Consider the following 20,985-nt stretch of genomic DNA (forward strand, 5'->3'; position numbering starts at 1 on the left):
TGCGGGCCTAGCGCGTACGCGCCGCAGCGCACAACAGCTTATGAAGATACTCGGCCGCCGGAATGAGGGTCAAAGCGGGGGGTCCCCGCCGGTACTCATACTAGTCTGACCCAGCAGACCGATCGTACAACCAGGGGGCTTCACGGTGACCACCCGACCGGATGCGCGGTCCGGCCGTCGTCGAGCAGGCGCACTGACGGCGCTGCTGACCGGCGTCGCCCTGGCGGCAACGGGGTGTGGCACCACTCACACCGCCACCGCGATTCCCGACGGTGCGGAGGCCGCGGAGTACGTCAGTGCGAAGTTCGCCGACAAGCTGCAGCACCTCAGTGAGGACTTCACCGGCAACGAGCCGCGCAAGAGCACCCTCGACTCGTTCGCCAGGATCGATGACAAGAAGGCCGACGACACCATCACGGCCGTGCAGATCGGCAGCCCGCCCACCCGCCTGTCCAAGAACCACTCCAACCGGGACTCCGGCGCCTTCCTCGACTCCTACCATCCGGCAGGCAGTGAGGTGGAATACCTACGGCTCGGCCCGCTGTACTCGAGCCTCGCCCCGACGCCCTGGGTGTCCATGCCCTACACCGGCCACAACTACGGCGAATGTTTCTGGGAGGGGTACAGCACCGTCTGCAAGATGCTGAACAGCGTCGCGGACGCGGCCGAAGCGGACAGAGCGGCCAAGCAGGCCAAGAGCCTGCCCGACGGCAGCGTCGAACTGACCGCCGAGATCCCGCTGCGGATCTTTCTCGAGCACAGGGTCATCGGCTTCCCCGAACAGCTGCTCGCCAATGTCAGCGAATCGATGCGCTCTGAGCCGTTGACCGCACTCATCGTGCTCGGGCCTGAGGACGAACTCCGGCGGATCGAGATGGCCGGCACCGTCAGCGATGACGGTCACGAGCTGGAGGTGCGGATGGCATACCAGGTCCTGGAACCCCCGACGGAGAACGACCTGCCGCCGGTTCCGGACGCCGGCGAGGTCACTGCTCTGAAGGATCAGGCAGCGGTCAACGACTTCTACGACCGCCTCGGGAAGATCCAGAGTGGTGGGTGAACGGATGACGCAACCACCAGGTCAGCCGCAGGGCTGGTGGCAACCACCGCGGCACCAGCCACCGCCGCCCGGGCCTGGCTACGGCGGCTCGTTCCAATCCGAGTACAGCGGCTTCGGAGCGTTCGGTGATCCCAGCTCACAGCAGGCACCGAAGCGTGGCAGCCGGCGGAAGAAGGCGCTCCTGACCGTCGGCGCGATCGTGTTCGTACTGGGCGGGGGCGGAGTGGCCGCCTGGCTGCTGGGCGCGTTCCAGGGGGACGTGCTGGATCAGCAGTCGCTGCAGTACGGGGTCGCGACAGTGCTGCGCGACAGTTTCGGCGAGCACGATGTCGCCAACGCTCGCTGTCCCGATGGCCAGCCGGTCCGCAACGGAACGACGTTCGAGTGCACGGTCGAGATTTCCGGCGAGGAGAAGTCCGTGTCCATCAGGGTGTTGAACAAGAAGCCCGAGTTCGAGGTCGGCGCACCGAAGTAGAACATCCGAAAACGACGGTGCCCCCGGCTCTGTGAGCTGGGGGCACTGTCGTCTGTGGAGCGTAGCCGGAAGGGCTCAGAACATCCCTGTGACGCCCTTTTCCGTGCCCTGGTAGCCGTCGGCGATCTGCGGCAGCACGGCGGCGATCTGCGCGAGCAGCTGCTTCATGTCCTCGAAGGACTGGTCCCACTTGGTCTGCAGCTCGAGGTACGAGGCCTGCGCCTCACCTTCCCAGGTGGTGATCAGCGGGTTCAGCTTGGACTTGAGGTCCTCGAACAGCGAACCAAGCTCACCGCCGGTCTTGTTGCAGTCCTCCGCCGCGGTGTTGATGGTCTGGTAATCAACGACAATGCCGTCCGGCATTTCACCCTCCTTGTGATCCTGAAAGTCTGTGGTGTTTCTGGACTATCGCTACAGCTGAAAGAAGTTGACTCAGAGGCCTTCCATGCCCCGCGAGGCGCTCTGAACCGCCTCGAGCTGTGCCTCTTCCGCGGCCTCGTACTTGCTACCGGCCTGCTCGAGCAGGGTGCCGATGCCCTCGAGGGATTCGTACATCTTCCGCGAGTTCTCGTCGAAGCGCATCATCACGTTGTTGAACGCCTCGGCCGCCCGGCCGGACCATCCGGCCTGCGTGGCCTCGATGTTGTCGCGCAGAGCGTTCAGGTTCTGCACCATGGCGTTCTTGGTGTCGACGACGTCCTTCTCGGCCTGCGTGAACTGCGCGACCTCGCCCTTAAAACCGCCCATTTGGAGTTACCCCCTTCGTTGGTGGATGTCGTACGTACTTCGTTCGTTCGTACGTGCCTACGACGAAGACCCTGCCATGACTGGTTCCGCGTTGTCCCCGTTTGCTTGGAAGTAGTTGCTAGCGTGAACGCTTGGCAAGGGAACCCCAGGTGAACAGCGGGTTCCGGGTCGCCGGGCTGCGCTGACGACAGCGGCCGCACTCGTTGGGGGACAACGAGTTCAGTCGCGACGGAACGGCTCGGGCGGGGGTGTTCCGTCCTCGCGAACCATGACGCGCGCCTGCGAGAAGTCCTCGTCCTCATCACTCGTTCGGGGTTCGCTGTCCCGGCCACGGCGAGCCTGGACCCTCTCGTCGCGGTCCGGAAGGGGCAGTCCCTGTCCGATGCGGAACCGGCGCGCGGCGGTGCGGAGTTCTGCCGGAGTGGGATCGGCTGCCTGCGGCGCCCGGGACGCCTGCCGCGCGTTCTCCGCCCGATAGCGCTCGTTGCGAGCCTTCACCTCGCCCATGGTCCGGCTGCTGAAGGTGACGGCATGTTGGACCGTGGCGGTCAATCGCGCCGATTCGTCACTGATCATCCCGCCCTGATCTCCAGCGTCTGCACGATCTGCTCACATGCTCCCGCTACTCGGGTGCGGTCCTGCACATACTGACAACCGACACTGACCTGCGTGTTCGCCTGTGCGAGCACATACCAGTCGACTGTGGCCCCCGACTTGAGTTCGCGATAGAACACGGTGTCCTTCCCCGCGAACTCGGTTTGCGGAGCGAAGTCGGCGAACGTGCTTCCGGTGCTGTTCTCGATCTGCGTCCGCAACTCCTGTGCAAGACGATCCCGTTCGGCGACACCGTCATAGGGCAGTTCGAACTCCTGCACCACCACCAGATTGTCGGCCTTCACGGCGTCGGCGGGCTTAACGATCACCTGCCGGTCGGCGACGTTGTCTCCAGTCTGCGTCCACTCGGGCGGCGCGACGAACGTGTAGTTGTACTGCGCGAACGTCCGCCCCTCCGGCGCGTTGTCCAAGGTCAGGACCAGCACGGTCGCCAGTACCGCGGCCAGTGCCACACCCGCTCCGAGCAGCCAGGGCAACCGACGGTACGGGCGCTTCGGTGAGGCGGCCGGGGCCGGCGGAGCGGGCGGGCGTCGCCCGTGCGGCGGCATCGACGCGGTCGAGGCACGTGCCGCCATGGGACGCGGTGGCCCCTGTGGCCCGTTTCCCGGGGGCGGGCCGGGCTGCCGCCGGTATGCCGGTCGCGGGATATCGCGCGGTCCGACGATCTCGGTGCGCGGATCTCCGGGTTGCCGGGGCACCCCCGCCCGGACCGCGGGGGCGCCGGGCAGCGAACCAGTGCGGTCGGAATCGATCAGCACGGCGCGCAATGCGCCGCGGGCCACCACGGTCTCCGGTTGATCGAGAGTGGTCGGGACCACGCCGGTTCGTTCATGGACCAGCCGGGAGACCATCGGGATCCGGCTGGAACCGCCGACCAGGAAGATCGCGGTGAGCTGTTTGGCCCGCACCCCTGCGGCCTCGATCGTGGTCGTGGTGAGGTCGACGGCCCGGCCAAGCGGCCCGGCGACCAGCCGCTCCAGGTCCTCCCTCGTGACATGCGCGTCGGCGAAGGGGGGCGGCATCGGCACGTCGGTGTAGGCGTGCCTGGACAGGGTCTCTTTCGCGCCGCGAATGTCCTGACGCAGCACACGCCGGCGACGCCGATCCGTCAGTTCCCTGCCTTCGACGAGCTGCCGCCACGCCTGTGGATCGGCCGACGACACCAGGGAACCGACGTGTTCGAGCAACGCCTGATCCACGTCCGCGCCGCCGAACGTCGGATCACCACGGGTGGCCAGCACCTGGAAGCCTCCGCGCCGAGGACCGGGGCCCGTGGCGGGCATCCGGCGGACGACGCTGGCATCGACAGTGCCACCGCCCACGTCGAGCACGGCAATAGTGTCTCCCACCTGGCCGCTGAACTCGACCGTGCGGTCCTGGTTGAGTTCGGCGGGGGCGTGCGTGGCGGCGTGGAAAACCGCCGCCGCGACGGGTTCCGGCACGAGCGCCACCTCGTGGGCCAGCCTGCCGGCGGCCTGCCGCAGCAGGCGGGTACGCATGGCTCCCCATTGCGCGGGATGGGTCAGGACCAGGAGGTCGACCTCAGCGCCACCGGCGACCCGGCGAGCCTCGGTGACCGCGCGCCGGAGCACGGCATGCACGACGTCCAGCACGGGCAGGACGGTGGCACCGAGGAGCAGTTCGCCCTCGTCGATCCGGCGTTTGGGGTGCGGCTCGTAGCGGGAGGGATCGACCGCGGCCTGGCGCTCGGCCTCCTGGCCGACGAACAACGTCCCGTCGGGAGCGGCGTACACCGCCGAGGACAGCAAGGGCTGGCCGTCCACCACCACGACCTGAGGTTCACGACCGTTCACCGACGCGACGACACAGGTGCTCGATGTCCCGAAGTCCACCGCCACCCGCAACGTCACCGACCGCTCCCGCCCCATCCTGCTCTCGATCCCCGCGTCACTCTCCCAGATCCCCGGCCGCCCCCACCCCGAGGCCGAACGCACGACCCCCGGGGGCCGGTTGGTGCATTTAGCCCGCTAAACGCACCAACCGGCAGGCGCGCTGAACCCGGCGTCCCTGCGCAGGAGGCCGGGGACGTCTCAGTCGGGGTTGATCCAGGAGACCTGCATGAGCTGCTTGCCCACCTTGCGACTCACGAACGTGCCTCGTCCCGGTGGCATCGGCCCGGGCTTCACGTTCCCCAGTAGTGCGCCTTCGTCCCGTGAGCCGTTCATGATGAGGCCCGGAGCCGCGATCTCCTTCAGCTTGCCGACGATCGGGTCGAACGACGCCCGCGAGGCACCACCGGTACGGCGCGCCACGATCATGTGCAGGCCGACGTCCTTCGCCTGAGCCAGGTACTCCGAGAGCGGCTTGAGCGGGTTGTTCGTCTGCGTCACCACGAGGTCGTAGTCGTCGACCATCAGGAAGAGTTCCGGACCAGTCCACCAGGATCGGTTCTTGAGCTGCTCCTGGGTCACGTCCGGGCCGGGCAGTCGCTTCGACATCGAACCCGCGACGTCCTTCATCATCTCGGTGAGCTGGTTCGCCGACACCGCGTAACCCAGCAACTGGTCGCCATCGACGTAACCGAGCATGGTGCGCCGGTAGTCGACCAGGATGATGACCGCTTCCTGCTTCGTGTAGCGATCGGTGATACCGCGCGCGATCTGGCGCAGCAGGTTCGTCTTGCCGGACTCGCCGTCGGCGAACGCCATGAAGTGCGGCTCGGCGTCGAAGTCCAGGTAGACGGGTGCGAGTTCGTCCTCGTTGACCCCGATCGGCACGAGCTTGCTGTTGCGGTGCTTGTCCTCGGCCAGCAGCTCCTCGTACGGCATGAGCTCGGGCAGCAACCGCACCTGCGGAGCATGCCTGCCCTTCCATGCCGTCTTGATCTTCGCCACGGCGTCGGCCACGCCGGAGCCGACGTCCTCTGCGTCGCTGGAACCGTCGATCCTCGGCAGCCCCGTGAGCATATGCAGCTTGTCCCTGGTCAGACCGCGTCCCGGGCGACCGGCGGGTACGTTCACCGCGACGCGCCGGTCGATGTCGGACTCGCTCGGGTCACCGAGCCGCAGCTCGAACCTCGTACCGAGCATGTCCTTGATCGCCGGGCGGATGTCGGCCCATCGGTTGGACGCGATGATGACGTGCACGCCGTAGGTCAACCCCTGCACGGCCAGTTTCGTGATCTGCGGTTCCAGCTCGTCGAAGTCGTCGCGCAGCGCGCGCCAGCCGTCGACGACGAGGAACGCGTCCCCGAAACCGTCCTGCTCGGCGGAAATCTCCCCGCGCCGCTTTCGATTACGGAACTCGTTCATCGAATCGATGCCCATGGCCCCGAAACGCGACTCCCGCTCGTTGGCCAGCGTCGTCAGCTCCGCGACGATCCGGCGAGCCTTGTCCGGCTCCCGGCGCGCGACCGCCACACCACCGACGTGCGGCAGGTCCTCGAGCCCCGACAGCGTGCCACCACCGAGGTCGACACAGTAGAACTGCGCCTCCTCCGGCGTGTGGGTCAGCGCCATCGACATGATCAGTGTCCGCAGCATGGTCGACTTGCCCGACTGCGGCCCACCGACGATCACACCGTGTCCCGCGGCACCGGAGAAGTCCGCCCACAGCGGGTCCCGGCGCTGCTCGTAGGGCCGATCGACGATGCCGATCGGTACCTGCAGCCGCCCGTTTCCGAAGAAGCCGACGGGCGAGAGCCCACGGTCCTCGGTCGGGTTGAGGTTCGGCAGCAGGGTGTCCAGCGAATTCGGTTCCTTCAGCGGCGGCAGCCACACCTCGTGTGCGGGCGGGCCCTGACCGATCAGCCGGTTGACGATGACGTCGAGCTCGCTCGGCTCCACCGCCTCCTCGGACTGTGGTTCGGGCTTCTGCGGCTCAACCGTCTCGGGCTCGGGCTCGGGTTCCGATGGCAGCTCGATGTAGTCCGGGACGAACAGCTGCGGGCGCTTGTCCGCGCGCACCACGGCCGAGCCGGGAGCTGCCGCCTTGATCCCGGCGGGGCGGTACGGGCCGGACACATAGGAGGCCTTGAACCGCACCATCGTCGAGGTGTCGTACTTGAGGTAACCGCCACCTGGCACCGAAGGCAGCTCGAACGCGTCGGGAACACCGATCGCCGCGCGCGACTCCGCCGCGGAGAACGTCTTCAGCCCGATCCGGTACGACAGGTGCGAGTCGAGACCACGCAGCTTGCCCTCCTCCAGGCGCTGGGACGCCAGGAGCATATGCATCTGCAGTGACCGGCCCAGTCGTCCGATCGCGACGAAGAGGTCGATGAAGTCCGGCTTCGCGGACAGCAGCTCGGAGAACTCGTCGACGACGATGAAGAGCGCGGGCAGCGGATCGAGGTCCGCTCCGTTCTCCCTGGCCTTCTCGTACTCCCAGACGTTCTTGAAGTTGCCGCCGTTCTTCAGCGCCTCCTGGCGCCGGTTCATCTCCCCGGCCAGCGCATCCTTCATCCGGTCGACGAGCGTGACCTCGTCGGCCAGGTTGGTGATGACCGCGGAGACGTGCGGCGCCTGGTCGAGGCCGAGGAAGGTCGCACCACCCTTGAAGTCGACGAGGACGAAGTTCAGCGCTGTCGAGGAATGCGTGGCCAGCATGCCGAGCACCAGGGTGCGCAGGAACTCCGACTTTCCGGAACCGGTCGCACCGATGCACAGACCGTGCGGGCCCATGCCTTCCATGGCCGCTTCCTTGATGTCCAGTTCCACCGGCTGCCCGTACTCACCCACGCCGAACGGCACCCGGTAACGGTCCCGGACCGGGCGCGGACGCCATGCCTGCTGCACGTCGAACGTCATCGGGTCGCCGGGGATCCCGAGCAACTCCAGCAGCGACGGGTTGGACAGCAGCGGCTCGTCCTCACTCGCCTCGGCCGCCGCGGAACCGACCCGGTACGGCGAGAGCTTGCGGGCGAGCGCCTCGGTCTCCACCACGCTGAGCGTGTCCGGACGGCCGAACCACTCGACACCACCGGCACTGCGCGCGCCGAGCCGGTCCTCCTCGACGACCAGGCGCAGTCCGCGGCGGGCGGCGAGGTTCCCGATGGAGTCGGAGAGGTCGACCAGGGTGACCCCGACCAGCCCCTCCTCGAGGATGATCTGCTCTTCCCTGGTGACATCCGCGTCGTCGATCACGATCACGACGTGCGGCTGGTCCGGCGGTGGCGTGGCGTTGCGGGAGAACCGCTGGCGATCGCGCAGTTCCTCGTCCAGCCACTGCTCGATCTGGGCCAGCGAGCCGGCCATCATCCGGAGTTGACCGATCCCGTCGGACATCGTGGGATGCTGGGCGTGCGGCAGCCATTTCGCCCATTCCCATTCGTCCTTGGCCCGGCCTGCCGTCGCGACGGCCAGCAGCACGTCGTCGGGGCTGTGGAAGGTGAGCAACTGCGCGAGCATGGCGCGGGTGAGCCCACGGGTGAGCTCCCGGTCGCCCTGCATGCTCACGGCAGCGAAACCACGGAGCGTGATCTGGGTGGGCAGGTCGGGAACGATCGAGTGCGCGCGTACGAACCGGCGCAGCGCCAGGGTCGCGATCGGCTCGAGTTCGTCGACGGGGCCGGTCTGCGGTGGGACCAGCCGGGTGGCGAGACGGTGCGAACTGCGGCCGACCCGGAGGTGCAGGAAGTCCTGGTCGTTCTGCCTGCGCTCCCACATCCGCCTGCTGGTGGCCAGTGACCACAGGGTCTGCGGGTCGGGATGCACCCATTCGAGCGCTGCGCGCTGCTCGACCATCGCCTCCCTGGCGCGGTCGCGCATCTGGCCGAGGTAGCGCAGGTAGTCCTTGCGGTCCTCGTTCATCTCGGCCTTCTTGGGGCCGCCTCCCTTGCCGCCGCCGGCGAACATGCCGACCATCGACATCATCATCATCAGCGGCATCATCAGGAACAACGGGCTGCGCGACATCGCGCCACCGCTGGTGAACATGAAGACGACCATGCCGAGCATGGCGACCACCATGACCACCGGCATCAGCTTCATCAGGATGTTGCCGGGGATCGTCCTGGGGATCTCCGGTGGCGGCTCGAGGTGTACCTCGCCACCGGGTGGGCGCGGTGCGGCAAGTCGTGGCGACCGCTTGAACTGCAGCGTGCTCACCGAAGGACCCCTCATTCAACTCGGCGATGGCGGCCGGCGTGAACGCGACCGGGTCCACACGGTAGCGAACCGCGCGCCATCATGAACAAGCACTGACATGCACAGACCCGGGTGACGAATTACTCCACCCGGTTTCGCCGGAAAGACCACACGCCCCCCGTCCGATGCGCTAATACTAGGGCCCGGCACCGACAGAGTGGGCGGTTTGACCGAGGTTGGGCACCCCATCCGGCATCAGCACACGAACCGGCCGTCTTTGCCGGAAACTCGCGGGCGGGCGATGATGTGCGCCCAGGAGTTCGGTATAAGTACCCGGGGTGCAACACAGCATTCTCTCTTAGCTAGGGGGCCAGCAGGTGGCGACGGGCACGACGGTTTTCAGCAGGGTCACTGTGGTGGCTCCGCGCACCCGGATCGACGTGGCGCTGCCCGCTGACGTCGCCGTGGCCGACCTGCTGCCGATGTTGCTGGAGATGGCCAGGGAGGCGACACCGGACGGCGGCGCCCGCCACGGTGGCTGGGCACTGGCGAAGCTCGGTGACGCGCCATTGGACCCCAGCCGGACACTCGCATCCCTCGGTGTCATCGACGGTGAGCTGTTGCAGCTGCGCAAGCGCAACGAGAACCCGCCGCCTCCGCTCTACGACGACGTCGTCGACGCGATCGCCGAATCCGATCCGGACAGCTTCCGGCCGTGGACAAAGGAGACCGCCCAGCGCATCGGGCACATCGCGGGCGGCCTCGCACTGGTCACCGCAGCACTTGCCCTGTTCATGAGTGGCGCGCTGTTCGGCGGCTCATCGCTTGCTCCCGCGATCGCGGGGGGTATCGGTGCCATCGCCTGCATCGCTCTCGGGGCCACCCTGGCCAAGGGCTACGAAGCCGAGTCCACCGGAGTCCTGATCGCGGCCGCTGGTGGTCTTCCGATGGCGTTCGTCAGCGGATTCCACATCGTGCCCGGTGTGTCGGTACGGGCGAATCTGCTGCTGGCCAGTGGTCTCGTGGTGGTCGTGGCGGCCGTGGCGATCCTGGTGATCGGGGCGGGCATCACGACGTTCATCGCGGCGGCGACGGCCGGTGCGCTCGGGCTGATCGCGTTCGCGTTCGCGACCCTGATCGCCCATCCCGCGGCCGGGATCGCGGCGGGCACCGCAGCGTTCTCGCTCGCGTTCATCTCGATGCTGCCAAGGGCCACGATCTGGCTGGCGAAGCTACCTCTGCCACACGTTCCCGGTACCGCCGAGGAACTCAAGGAGGACACCGGCTTCCCGGACTACTCAGCCATCGAACGGCGCACGAACATCGCGCACAACTACATGACCGGCCTACTGATCGGCTGCGGTTCGGTGGCGGCCATCTCGGCCATCATCACGGCGACGTCTCCCAGCATCTTCGGGATCATCACCGGCGTCATCGCCACCCTGGTGCTGCTGCTGCGAGCCAGGTCCTACGCGAACGGCAGCCAGGCCATCGCGCTGCTCACCACCGGCATGGTGTCGGCAGGCGGCATTCTGATCGGCTGGCTGCTCACCGAAGATCCGTTCGGCCGGGTGCTGTGGGTGTTCGGCGCGTTGATCCTGGTCGCCGCAGGCGCCCTCGTCGTCGGGGTGATCTTCCCCAACCAGCGATTCTCGCCCCCGATGCGCCGCACGGTCGAGATCATCGAGGCCATCTGCATCGCGACCGTACTCCCGTTCGCCCTCGCCGTGATGGGGCTGTACTCCACACTGCGCCACCTCGACATCATGTGAGTGGACAAACTCAGCATGGGAGCTAGGAGAACGCACGTGCGCGCGACGAGTCCGGCACGGCGCCTCACCGCGTTGCTGCTCGCAGCAGGCATCGGCGCCCTCACACCCGGTGTGACCGCGCCGGTGGCACTGGCCCAGCCGTCCGTTTCGGCGGACGACGGCGGCCACTACGCCGAACCGCCCGCAGTGGACGGTGGCATGTTCCCTGCTCCCAGCAATCAACCAGACAAGAACTACGTCCAGGAGATCGGTTGCGTCCGCAGGGCGGAACTGGATGACAACGTCGTCCTGCCGAACAAGCCGTGGGGCCAGCAGTACCTGCGGATCGAGGACGCGCAGAAACTGGCGCGCTCCGCCACAGGTGGATACGCCGGAAAGTACAGCAACGGGAAACCGGTCAAGGTCGCGGTGATCGACACCGGGGTCACCCCGCACCCGTTCTTCCAGGGACGAGTCGAGCCGGGCGCCGACTACGTCAAGAACGTCCCGCCGGGTCCGGGACTGGAGGACTGCGACGGGCACGGCACGGAGGTCGCGGGAATCATCGCGGCCAACCCGACCAATCCGGAAATCGGGTTCACCGGCGTCGCGCCGGACGCGAGCATCGTCTCCATTCGTCAGTCGAGCCAGAACTACAAGCCCGCGAAGGAGACAGCAGCGCCACCAAGCACGGCCGAGGAGCCCGCCTCCGGCGAGGGCGACAAGCCCGAAGACGGTGGAGGCGGACAGCCAGGAGGTGGCTCCGACCAGCTGATCGCGCCCGGTACCGGTCCCGCTCAGGACTCCCCCGGCCGTCAGCAGGGCGAAGCCGACGCGGCGGGCACTGTGGACACGCTGGCGCAGGCGGTCGCATTCGCCGCGAAGGTTCCCGGCGTGAAGGTCATCAACATCTCGATCAACAACTGCCGGACCGCGAACGGGATGATCACCGATCCGGAGCGGCGCCTGCAGGCCGCGGTGGCGGACGCCTACCTGCGCGACATCGTCGTGGTCGCGGCCGCGGGCAACACCGGGGACACGTGCAAGCAGAATGATCAGCTGGACCCGGACGTACCGCGCTCCATCGTGACGCCGCCCTGGTTCTCCGAGCACGTGCTTTCGGTGGCGGCCATAGATCAGACGGGCGGCGTGGCGGACTTCAGTGTGCACGGCCCCTGGGTGAGCGTCGCCGCGCCAGGAACGGACATCATCTCACTGGATCCCGCGAAGGATTCGGACAAACTCGCCAACCGGACGGTCGAGGGCAACGGGGAACCCACTCCCATCCAGGGGACCAGTTTCGCGGCACCGTACGTATCGGGGGTGGTGGCGCTGGTGCGGGCGAAGTTCCCCGACCTCAAGGCCGAAGCGGTGATCAACCGGATCAAGAGCACCGCACAGCACCCAGCGGCGCCGGGCGGCAGGGACAACTTCGTGGGACACGGGGTGATCAACCCGGTCGCGGCGCTGACCGCGACGGTTCCGGAGGAGGAGGGGATGGCCGCGGCGCAGCCCGTGCAGCTGCCCTCCGACCTTCCGCCGTCACACGAGGGCGACCAGACTCCGATGATCGTGGCGTTCGCCGGCGCCGGGGGCGGCTTGGTCGCCCTGTTCATCACCCTGTTCGTGGTACACACGGCCCGCCGGAATCGCCCCAAATCAACCTGACCCACCCACCGCCCGCCGGCACGCGCCTTTAGCGGGCTGAGTGCACTCCCCCGGGTCCCGCGTCGCCTTGCCCCGGCCCCCGGCTGTCCTGTGCGCCTTTAGCGGGCTGAGTGCACTCCCCCGGGTCCCGCGTCGCCTGGCCCCGGTCCCCGGCTGCCCTGTGCGCCTTTAGCGGGCTAAGTGCACTACTTCGGCTTCTCCTCGCCGATGACGGGAGGCGCGACCTGCTCCGGTCGGCCGAACAGTTCGTTCGGCTCTGTCACAACGCGCTGTTTGGTGCGGTGTTCCTTGTCGCCGCCCTGCCCCGAAGCCGCCCCCATGGCGCCCATCGGCATCATTCCGCCCATCATCGGCGCACCAGCGGCGCGCACGGCTCCGCCCGCGACAGCGCCGGCGGCCGCGCCCGTCACCGCTCCTGCTCCGAATTCGCTCGCCTCCTCGGACGCCGACCGTCCCCGTGCCTCGCCATCGACAGGATCGGGCTCGCCACCACCCACACCGCCCACCTGGGCAGCGGCAGCACCTCCACCGATCGGGGCTTCATCGACCGAGGCTTCGGGCCCTGCGGCGCCATCAGTGTTTCCATGCGAGGCACTGCCGCCGCCAGCTTCCTGCGGCGCATCGTCGGTGAATCGGAAACGTTCTTCGGGAGAGCGGCGCTCCGTTCGGGCCTGCCCCACCTGAGCATCGTCATCACCGTCTTCGCTCACCGCGGCACACAGTTGCGCGAAATCCCGCAAGACGTCCTCGGCCGCATCGGACAAGGCCCGCACATGCCGATGTGTGTCCTCGAGCTGCAGTCTCGCCGTGTCCGCTCCACCCACAGCCATCGCGGCCGACTCCGACACGGTTTCGGCCGTGTCAACGAGGACCTCCGCCATGTCCAACACGATCCGCCGGACACCGGTGGCGGTCTCGTCCAGCGCGGACGCAAACAGGCCGATCGCCTCCTGGGCCTCGCTGCTCGCCGCCACCACGCTCCCGATGTAGGCGACGAAAGCGTCCGCGTCCTTGCCTTCCCAGGCGCCGTCCAACTTGCCCAGAGGTGCCTCGGCGTCCTGTGCTGCGTCGGCTACAGCCGCCGCGGCGGCCCGCCACCGTTCGGCCTCGGATTCGAGTTCGCTCCAGCTCCCGAGCAACGGGGTGAAACAGGTCGCGACGGGGTTCGTCACCTCGAGGACTTCGCAGAGCTCTTCGAGACAGCTCAGGTGATCACCGATCGCCGCCGCGATGTCCTCACCGTCTCGCACACCGCCGAGTACCTGCGTGGCAGGCATTACTTCCGCTTCCGACCCCGCCGCTGAGGCCACCGGCCCCGGCGCGCGAACGTCGCCCGCGAGGGCGCCCGGGGGAGCATTTAGCCCGCGAAAGGCATCCTGGTTGCCCTCCGGCGACGGCCGCTCCGACCGGTTCACAGCTGCCCCGCCCTTCGGATGTCCTCGGCGCGATCCTCGTCACCGTCCGAATGCTTGCGGACGACATCGTTCAGCGCGTCCGACGCCGACTCCAGTGCCTGCGATCCGTCCCGCAGCTGCCCGCGAAGTGCCTTCGCCGCACGCAAGTAGGCATCGTGCACGCCGAGTTCACGCCCGACAGCGCCGAACGCATCCGGTGCCAGCTCCACCGCATCTCTGGCACGTGCGGCGCGCTCGAGGCCGTCAGCGGCGCGGCGAATGTCCCCGACATATTCACCGACCGCCGCTGCGTCGATCTTGAAGGCCATCACCGCACCTCCCGCACGCTCGAACCGCTACCGTCATCCCTGGGACGACCAGCCTCACACAGAGGTTCCGTTCAGACGTGTCAGTTGCCCGCTGCCTGGGGCTTCGGCTCTGTGAACGTGCCCGCGTTCTCCTCGACGGGCACGCTGTCGAATGTCCGCAAAACGTCCTGCGTGTTCAACGAAGCACCCGTCGGAAGCAAGCGGATGATGTTGTCCGGCGCCGGCTGTTGGGGATCAAGCCCCAGGCCTTGGGCCGTTCGCAGATCCGGCACCCCGTACCGCATTCCACGATCGGTGATCAGCTGGATCGCCCCCTTGTCGAAGGTCTCCTTAGCGGTCACCGAACGCACGACTGCGGCCATTCCCGGCTGCAGGTAGAACTTGTCGATCTGCAGACCGTCCGGGCTCGGCTGTCCGATTTGGACCGCGGTCGAGTCACCCGCTTCGTTCTTCGGTCCGGGTAGCTCGGCACCGACATAGACCTTCGTCTGGCCGCCCCTGTTCACGCCCTCTCCGGCAACGTTCCAACCGAGGCACGTCACCGGGTGCTTCTCCGCTTCCAGCACCGTTGGCACAGCCTGCGGGTACTCACTCACCTGCAGGTAGTCGGGGTCGCCGGGACGAAGCACAGGGACGTTCGAGATCGCGTCCGGCCGTACCGAGTCGATCTCGTCGGCACTGATCGACTTCTCGTAGCGAATCATGTCCGCGACGGCCTTGGAGACCTCCTGGATTCCGGACTTGGTCACCACCCAGAACTCGTCGGCCTCGCCGGTACGCGACACCGAGAACACGTCACCTACGAAGAGCCCACTCAGGCCGAGGGAGTTGCTGGTTCCGGCCCCCGCGACCGTCGGCGGGTTGAGCGCGTTGACCTCAGGAATCGCGTTGAGCAGCCCCATCGAGATCTGGCGCGGCTTCGCACTCAGACCGAGAGCGGCACGCACCGATCCCTTCGACAGGTCCACCTTGGCCCGCACCGTGTTCGCGTTCGGCTGGTTGGGATTGTCGACAAGTCGGTAGATGAGGTAGGTCTCATCGTTCTCCGAGGTCGCCAGGATGGCCTCGTTGGTCGCGAGTTCGTTGCCGAGGTCGGAAACGCCGGCGAATACCGTCGTCTCGTTCACGTTGATGCTGGTGGGATCCGGCAAGGACGGGTCCAGGCCGATCTCGTCGCAGACTGCCCATTCGGGCGATACACGCATTTCGCCCGTCGGCAACGACTCGGGTCCGTTCGGAATGCCGTGCAGCCTGCCGCGCGGGATGTCCTTGAGTTGTTCGTCGGGAATGACGGTCGGTTCGACGGCCTCGACGGGTCCTGCGGCAGCGCCACCGGCTGGCGGGCCACCCTCGCCACCTTCCTGGTCGGTCTGCGCCATCAACAACAGCCGTGCCGAGGCCAGGTTGAACGTCGGGATCAGCTTCTTCGGGCTGCCGGCCATGACGTAGATCGCGCCAGACTGCTCCGCGATCACGATGTTCCCCGGACCGGGAGCCTGTGGCGACGGCTTGAACAGGCCGAAGATGATGAAGCCGAGCATCGCCAGCGCACTCAGCACCGCACCCACGATCGTGGCCCGGGAATGCGTTCGCATCGGGTCGTGCAGCATCACAGCGTCCCTGCGGACCAGCGCGGACTGCATACGACGCAGCACGAATTGGTACGCGTGGACCTGAGACTTAGTTGTCGGTGTTGACGGCATTCTCGACCTACAGCTCTCCCAGTCGCGGTACGGTTCCGCAGGATAGTCGTACGGGGACCGTCTGGTGTGGGCTTTCTACCAACTCCAGCTAATGTTTGACTCCTCGGGACCGGCTTTCCAGCCGAGTAGCACCAACGAGGGGAAGAGAACGCGCGGATGTCCGTCACCACTCCTCCACGTCCGACGGGCCCGCCGCCGGGGTCGCAGCCCCCGCCGGGACGGCCTCCCGGCCCGCCACAGCGGCCGGGAGGACCAGGCGGACCTGGCGGTGGCCCAGGAGGGCCGGGGGGCCCACGAGGACCAGGCGGCCCTGGTGGGCCCGGTGGGCCCGGTGGCCCAGGGGGACCACCACCCGGTCAGCAGCCTCCCCGGCGAGACGGGGGCGCACCGGAGCCAACGTCCTCCGGGCCAGTCGCCCCGCCCGCACGGCGACGTTCACTCGGCGCCAGGCTCGGCCCACTGCCCGTGGCCAATCTGATCGTCCTCGAGGTCGGACTCGCCGTCGGATTGATCCTGATCGCGATCAACAGTTCACTCGTCTACGTCGGGATCGGCGTGCTGGCGGTGGCCCTGGTGATCGCATTCCTTCGCTGGGGCGGCCAGTGGTTCACCCAGTGGGCGAGCCTCACGATGCGCTACACCATGCGATCCCACGATCGAGTGGCGGAACCGGTTGCGCCCACCAGCCTGGAAGCGATCGCCGCGGAAGGTGACTCGGTCACCGGTCCCGACGACCCCCGGGTGAATCTTCTCCGGCTCGCCGTGCCGGATCTGGTCGTGGCGCACGGTGTCGACCACGAGCGGCAGCAAGTGGGTCTCGCGTGGAACGACGGAACGTGGACCGCGGTGCTCATGGTGGAGCCTGCCCCGGGGCTGATCACCCAAGCAGGCGGTGCCCCAAGCCTGCCGTTGTCAGCACTCGCGCCTTGTCTCGAGGATCGCGGTGTGGTGCTGGACTCCATTCAGGTCATCTGGCACTGCTACCCAGGAAGTGCTGCGCTGCCGTCGGACTCCCCCGCACTCAGTTCGTACCTGGAGGTTCTCGGTCCGCTGCCCGCCGCAGCGCGACGGACGACGTGGGTCGCGATCCGGCTGGACCCCAAGCGGTGCCCCTCGGCTGTGCGCGAGCGCGGCGGCGGCGTCGTCGGCGCCCACCGCGCGCTGATCGGTGCGCTGTCGCGGGTCCGCAACGCGTTGGAGTCCCGTGGCGTTCCGACTCGGCCGCTGGATCCTGACGAGTTGTTGCGAGCGGGGATTTCCGCCGCGGAACTCACCGGGGTCGCGGGGTCGGGCACCCGCGTGAACATGCAGGAGCGCTGGACCGGAGTCACCGCCGCGGGCATCGGGCACACCAGCTACGCGATCACCGGTTGGCCGAAGGGTCGAATCACCAGCAGCTTGAACGCTCTGACCAGTGTCCGGGCGCTGTCCGCCACCGTCGCGATGTCGATTTCCCCCGCAGCCGACGAGGGCGAGGTGGGCCTGCGTGGCGTGGTGCGCGTGAGCGCCCGTAATCCGCGGGAACTCGAGGCCGCGGACGAGCGGCTGAACACGATATCCAGCCGGATGAACGTGGCACTCACCCCGTTGCGTGGTCTCCAGTTCGAGGGTTTCGCGGCCACGTTGCCGATGGGAGGTACCCCATGAGCTCGCGGCTTCGTGACGCGAACCAGAACACCGGTGTCGCCCCGGAGTTCACGGTCGATCCAAATCTGCTGGACGCGATCAGCCCATCTGGTGATCGAGGTGGAATCGTCCTCGGTTCGGGCCTGCAGGGCGAGCCACTGACGATCTCCGCACTACGGTCGGCCCCCACGAGAATCGTCCTCGTGGGTGGCCTGTATCTGGCCCGCCAGGTGGCGCTCAGGGCGATGGCGGTGGGTGCCTGGATCGTGATCGCCACGGGACGCCCGACGGCCTGGCAGGTGCTCTCGAAGGCCGCTGGCACACAGGCGAACGGACGGCCGTCCCCGTTGGTGCAGATCCGGCGGCTCTCACCGGTGGAGTTGCCCCGGCCGTCCGAGGATGCGCCGTTGCTGGTCGTGCACGACGGTGGACCGACACCGCAGGACCTCTTCCCGCCTCGCTCCCCGTGGCAAACCACCGTGTATGTGCTGCCGTACCTGCACCCACAGGCCGGGGCGACGGCGAATGCGGCCGACCTCGTACTGATGCAGCGACTGCCCGCTGGGCAGGCGGAGTTGGCGGGGCGTATCTGGCGGTTGCCGCCGCAGATGATGCGCCAGCTGACGACGTTGAAGGACGATCAGGTCGTGGCGCTGGGACGAAACCTCTGGCGCCCGCTCCGGCTCGTCACGACCGCCAAGGAGCAACAACTCCTCGGCCCGGTCCGCCGCGGCGACTGACACCAGAGGACCGCCTTTAGCGGGCTGACTGCAGCCTGGTCCTCGGGGCCGGGGTGAGTGCAGTTAGCCCGCTAAAGGCATTTATGGCACCGACACAATGGGCGTCAGTGGGGCTTCGAGTTAGTCAAGTCCCAATCTGAAATTGTGGACTACTCGTACCTCTTGTGCACAACTGAAGCCGCCGAAGATGCAGATCGCGGAAAATGTCGGTGCTTCGTCCGACCCTGCTCTGGTGACCAAACACAACAAGCTCGATGAACCTACCGATGTCTTCCGCGGCTCCGAAGCACGACGCGCAGGACTGGTAACCAAAGGCCGGCTTCGCGGCACCGCGTTTCGTCGCCTCTTCCAGGACGTCTACGTGCGCGCCGACGTTCCGGTAACCCACGAACTCCGTTGCCGCGGTGCGGCGCTCATCGTTCCCAAGGAAGCCGTCCTGACCGGACGCTCGGCCGCCACAGTGCGCGGAGTCCAGCTCGCGCAGCCCAACGACCCAGTTGAGTTCGTAGTGCCCGAGAAGCACCGGTTCGGGCCAGTGGATGGAATCCACGTCAGGCGTACCGCCATCACTCGACGGGAATCACGTCCGTGGAACGGCATTCGCATCGCTCGCCCACCACGGATCGCACTCGACTTGATGCTTCGACTCTCACCGCGCAAACGCGGCTGGGTTCGCCGGCTGCGTATCGCCGTTCCCGACATCGACGCGTTCTTGCGATCCGGACTGGTCCGGCGTGGGGCACTGGCGCGTTCCCTGCTGAAACGGCGAAATCGCGGCATCCGGCTCGCCAGGTGCGCACTCAGTCTTGCCGACCCACGAGCCGAATCAATGCCGGAATCCGAACTTCGCGTCGTACTCGTCATCGGTGGATTCAAGCCGGTTCCACAGCATAAAGTGCACAGAAAGCGACGGTTCCTTGCACGCCTTGATCTGGCATTAGTGGAAGCAAAAGTGGGAATCGAATACGACGGGCGCTGGCATCTCAATCCCGATCAGAGGATTAGGGATCGCGAGCGCCGAAGACGTGTCACCGATGAAGGTTGGACGTTCGTGATCGTCGACGCTGACCTGCTCGCATCGGATTACCAGGCGATCCTGAATGCGGTATCGGAGGCTGAACGCCGCAACTCAGAGCCCGGAACCTGAGCCGGACTGTTCGGGCGCAGAGCGTACGTTCCTGGTCTGGTGCGCGCGCGCAGCCAACTCGTCATCTGGTGGATAGTCCACGCCGACCAGCGTCAGCCCATGCGCCGGCGCCACAGCACTGTGCCGCACCCCGCTGTTCAACTGGCGCGCAGGCCACGAGATCTCGCGGCGGCCGTCACCGATCAGCAGCAGCGCCCCAACGAGACTCCGCACCATCGAGTGACAGAACGCGTCCGCTGAGACCGACACCTCAACCAGGTGGTCATCCACACGGCGCCAGACCAACTGCTGCAGCTCTCTGATCGTCGTGGAGCCTTCACGTTGCTTGCAGAACGCCGCGAAGTCGTGCAGGCCGTGTAGCGCCTCCGACGCCTCGTTCATCGCGTCCACCGACAACGGTTTGCCCCAGGACAAGGTGTCCCTTCGCCTCAGTGGATCGACACCCCAGGGTGCATCCGAGACCCGATAAAGGTAGTGCCGTCGCACTGCGGAGAATCGCGCGTCAAAGCCTGCAGGAGCCACGGATGCCGCCAACACCCGGACATCCGCGGGAAGATAGCGGTTCCACCGGTGACACATTCGTTCCAGGTCGACGATGCCGTACTCGTCCACTTGCAGCCGCCGGGACGACGTTTCGCCCGCTAAAGGCACCACGTCGACGTGGACGACCTGGCCGGTGGCGTGGACTCCGGCGTCGGTTCGGCCTGCCACGACCACCGAGCGGGGGACCGCGGCGCCTGGAGGTTGCTTCGCCAGCGCAGACTCGAGCACGCCCTGAACTGTTCGCCGGTCTGGCTGACGTGCCCAGCCAGAGAAGTCTGTGCCGTCGTAACCGACGTCGAGACGCAGACGAACGAGCCCGCCCTCCCCTTGGGGAGTGGCGGGCTCGTTCGGGATGTCAGCAGCTGTCAGGACTCGTCCTCGGACTCGCGCTGCGACGGCGGCAACTGGAAGCCTGCGGCTTCAGCAGCCTCTGCGCTGGCGAACCAGACTTCGGCACCAGTCTGCTTGTAGTGCGAGCTCTCCGGCGTGTGGTACAGCTTCGAGCCCTCGTTGCCCTTGATCGGGAAACCTTCAGGCTGCGAACCGTCGTCGAGGGCTGCGTGGCTGCCTTCACCGTAGGGGGCGTTCTCGGTGGAGGAAGTCTCCTCCGCCTCGGTGCCCGCCGCGGCTTCGGCAGTCTCCTCCGTGGTCTCGGCAGTAGCCTCGGCCGCGTCCTGCTTCGGCGCGTCCTTGGCGAACTTGGTCTTCCGCGCGGCCTCGGCCTCAGCGGTAGCCGTCTTCTCCGACACCAGTTCGATGACCGCCATCTGAGCGTTGTCGCCCTTACGCGGCATCGTCTTGGTGATCCGCACGTAACCGCCGTTGCGGTCGACGAAGAACGGGCCGATCTCAGCCATCAGCTTGTGTACGACGGCCTTGTCACGGATGACCCGCTGGATCTGCCGCCGGTTGTGCAGGTCACCACGCTTGGCCTTGGTGATCAGCTTCTCCGCGAGCGGCCGCATCCGCCGGGCCTTGGCCTCGGTGGTGGTGATCCGGCCGTGCTCGAACAGCGACGTGGCAAGGTTCGCCAGCATCAACCGCTCGTGGGCCGGCGACCCGCCGAGACGGGCTCCCTTGGTGGGGGTGGGCATCGGTTCTCCTAGTTCAGCTGTTCAGCTGGAGGCCAGGTCCGTTCGC

At 67.2% G+C, this 20,985-nt stretch carries 17 protein-coding genes; 7 read left to right on the plus strand and 10 right to left on the minus strand.

All coding sequences use genetic code 11. The annotated features are described in order from the left end of the window. The first annotated feature begins 145 nt into the window (after positions 1-145). Positions 146-1,060, plus strand: a complete 915-nt coding sequence (locus tag D0C15_RS05760; RefSeq protein ID WP_245975585.1) for a hypothetical protein — start codon at positions 146-148, stop codon at positions 1,058-1,060. A 4-nt stretch (positions 1,061-1,064) separates the two neighbouring features. Beyond that, on the plus strand, positions 1,065-1,535 hold the full coding sequence (locus D0C15_RS05765) for a DUF4333 domain-containing protein (protein ID WP_116041496.1): 471 nt from the start codon (positions 1,065-1,067) through the stop codon (positions 1,533-1,535). A 75-nt stretch (positions 1,536-1,610) separates the two neighbouring features. Here the strand turns inward: D0C15_RS05765 and D0C15_RS05770 are convergent, their stop codons facing one another. From D0C15_RS05770 to eccCa, 5 genes are all read right to left on the minus strand, one after another. Continuing rightward, positions 1,611-1,898 (minus strand): WXG100 family type VII secretion target, encoded by a 288-nt coding sequence (locus D0C15_RS05770; RefSeq protein WP_116041405.1) that lies wholly within the window; start codon positions 1,896-1,898, stop codon positions 1,611-1,613. A 69-nt stretch (positions 1,899-1,967) separates the two neighbouring features. Then, the gene (locus D0C15_RS05775) at positions 1,968-2,282 is read right to left on the minus strand and encodes a WXG100 family type VII secretion target (protein WP_116041407.1); all 315 of its coding nucleotides are present in this window, start codon (positions 2,280-2,282) and stop codon (positions 1,968-1,970) included. Between the two features lie 219 nt (positions 2,283-2,501). Continuing rightward, positions 2,502-2,858, minus strand: a complete 357-nt coding sequence (locus D0C15_RS05780) for a hypothetical protein (RefSeq protein WP_116041409.1) — start codon at positions 2,856-2,858, stop codon at positions 2,502-2,504. Beyond that, positions 2,855-4,768 carry a type VII secretion-associated protein gene (locus D0C15_RS05785; RefSeq protein WP_116041497.1) on the minus strand — a complete coding sequence of 638 codons (1,914 nt, stop codon included), beginning with the start codon at positions 4,766-4,768 and terminating at the stop codon, positions 2,855-2,857. The genes D0C15_RS05780 and D0C15_RS05785 overlap by 4 nt, the downstream gene beginning before the upstream one ends. 180 nt (positions 4,769-4,948) lie before the next feature. Continuing rightward, positions 4,949-8,965, minus strand: a complete 4,017-nt coding sequence (gene eccCa, locus D0C15_RS05790) for a type VII secretion protein EccCa (RefSeq protein WP_116041411.1) — start codon at positions 8,963-8,965, stop codon at positions 4,949-4,951. A 356-nt stretch (positions 8,966-9,321) separates the two neighbouring features. On the opposite strand from eccCa, the gene eccD reads away from it, so the two are divergent. Further along, on the plus strand, positions 9,322-10,716 hold the full coding sequence (eccD, locus tag D0C15_RS05795; RefSeq protein ID WP_116041413.1) for a type VII secretion integral membrane protein EccD: 1,395 nt from the start codon (positions 9,322-9,324) through the stop codon (positions 10,714-10,716). Positions 10,717-10,731: 15 nt separating this feature from the next. Beyond that, positions 10,732-12,363, plus strand: coding sequence for a type VII secretion-associated serine protease mycosin (gene mycP / locus D0C15_RS05800; protein WP_116041499.1), 1,632 nt, complete (start codon positions 10,732-10,734; stop codon positions 12,361-12,363). 185 nt (positions 12,364-12,548) lie between these two features. Here mycP and D0C15_RS05805 read toward each other — a convergent pair whose 3' ends face one another. The 3 genes from D0C15_RS05805 to eccB all read right to left on the minus strand — a co-directional run bounded on the left by D0C15_RS05805 (position 12,549) and on the right by eccB (position 15,789). Then, a complete protein-coding gene (locus D0C15_RS05805; protein ID WP_116041414.1) occupies positions 12,549-13,640 on the minus strand; it encodes a hypothetical protein in 1,092 nt (363 codons plus the stop codon). A 134-nt stretch (positions 13,641-13,774) separates the two neighbouring features. Further along, positions 13,775-14,086, minus strand: coding sequence for a hypothetical protein (locus tag D0C15_RS05810; RefSeq protein WP_116041416.1), 312 nt, complete (start codon positions 14,084-14,086; stop codon positions 13,775-13,777). 80 nt (positions 14,087-14,166) lie between these two features. Beyond that, positions 14,167-15,789 (minus strand): type VII secretion protein EccB, encoded by a 1,623-nt coding sequence (eccB, locus tag D0C15_RS05815; RefSeq protein ID WP_116041417.1) that lies wholly within the window; start codon positions 15,787-15,789, stop codon positions 14,167-14,169. 465 nt (positions 15,790-16,254) lie between these two features. Here eccB and eccE point away from each other — a divergent pair, with 465 nt between their 5' ends. From eccE to D0C15_RS05835, 3 genes are all read left to right on the plus strand, one after another. Beyond that, positions 16,255-17,436 (plus strand): type VII secretion protein EccE, encoded by a 1,182-nt coding sequence (gene eccE / locus D0C15_RS05825; protein WP_116041421.1) that lies wholly within the window; start codon positions 16,255-16,257, stop codon positions 17,434-17,436. Continuing rightward, complete coding sequence (locus D0C15_RS05830) at positions 17,433-18,155, plus strand: hypothetical protein (protein ID WP_116041422.1); 723 nt, start codon at positions 17,433-17,435, stop codon at positions 18,153-18,155. Before eccE ends, D0C15_RS05830 begins: the two co-directional genes overlap by 4 nt. 187 nt (positions 18,156-18,342) lie before the next feature. Beyond that, positions 18,343-19,302, plus strand: a complete 960-nt coding sequence (locus D0C15_RS05835; RefSeq protein WP_425455362.1) for a hypothetical protein — start codon at positions 18,343-18,345, stop codon at positions 19,300-19,302. Here the strand turns inward: D0C15_RS05835 and truA are convergent. Next, positions 19,285-20,199: a tRNA pseudouridine(38-40) synthase TruA gene (gene truA, locus D0C15_RS05840; protein WP_211323100.1), complete on the minus strand. Its 915-nt coding sequence runs from the start codon at positions 20,197-20,199 to the stop codon at positions 19,285-19,287. The two genes, D0C15_RS05835 and truA, sit on opposite strands and share 18 nt — an antisense overlap. An 11-nt stretch (positions 20,200-20,210) precedes the next feature. After that, entirely contained in the window at positions 20,211-20,939 is a 729-nt protein-coding gene (gene rplQ / locus D0C15_RS05845; RefSeq protein WP_116041426.1) for a 50S ribosomal protein L17, sunset domain variant, read from the minus strand. Positions 20,940-20,985 lie beyond the last annotated feature (46 nt).

The sequence above is a fragment of the Amycolatopsis palatopharyngis genome (assembly GCF_003385185.1).
GTDB lineage: Bacteria > Actinomycetota > Actinomycetes > Mycobacteriales > Pseudonocardiaceae > Amycolatopsis > Amycolatopsis palatopharyngis.

What these genes read in the sequence shown, in the direction of transcription:
- D0C15_RS05780 (WP_116041409.1), bottom strand. Translation starts at nt 2,858, where the DNA reads ATGATCAGTGACGAATCGGCGCGATTGACCGCCACGGTCCAACATGCC.
- rplQ (WP_116041426.1), bottom strand. Translation starts at nt 20,939, where the DNA reads ATGCCCACCCCCACCAAGGGAGCCCGTCTCGGCGGGTCGCCGGCCCAC.
- eccB (WP_116041417.1), bottom strand. Translation starts at nt 15,789, where the DNA reads ATGCCGTCAACACCGACAACTAAGTCTCAGGTCCACGCGTACCAATTC.
- mycP (WP_116041499.1), top strand. Translation starts at nt 10,732, where the DNA reads ATGGGAGCTAGGAGAACGCACGTGCGCGCGACGAGTCCGGCACGGCGC.
- D0C15_RS05770 (WP_116041405.1), bottom strand. Translation starts at nt 1,898, where the DNA reads ATGCCGGACGGCATTGTCGTTGATTACCAGACCATCAACACCGCGGCG.
- D0C15_RS05805 (WP_116041414.1), bottom strand. Translation starts at nt 13,640, where the DNA reads ATGCCTGCCACGCAGGTACTCGGCGGTGTGCGAGACGGTGAGGACATC.
- D0C15_RS05775 (WP_116041407.1), bottom strand. Translation starts at nt 2,282, where the DNA reads ATGGGCGGTTTTAAGGGCGAGGTCGCGCAGTTCACGCAGGCCGAGAAG.
- D0C15_RS05835 (WP_425455362.1), top strand. Translation starts at nt 18,343, where the DNA reads ATGCAGATCGCGGAAAATGTCGGTGCTTCGTCCGACCCTGCTCTGGTG.
- D0C15_RS05810 (WP_116041416.1), bottom strand. Translation starts at nt 14,086, where the DNA reads ATGGCCTTCAAGATCGACGCAGCGGCGGTCGGTGAATATGTCGGGGAC.
- D0C15_RS05830 (WP_116041422.1), top strand. Translation starts at nt 17,433, where the DNA reads ATGAGCTCGCGGCTTCGTGACGCGAACCAGAACACCGGTGTCGCCCCG.
- D0C15_RS05765 (WP_116041496.1), top strand. Translation starts at nt 1,065, where the DNA reads ATGACGCAACCACCAGGTCAGCCGCAGGGCTGGTGGCAACCACCGCGG.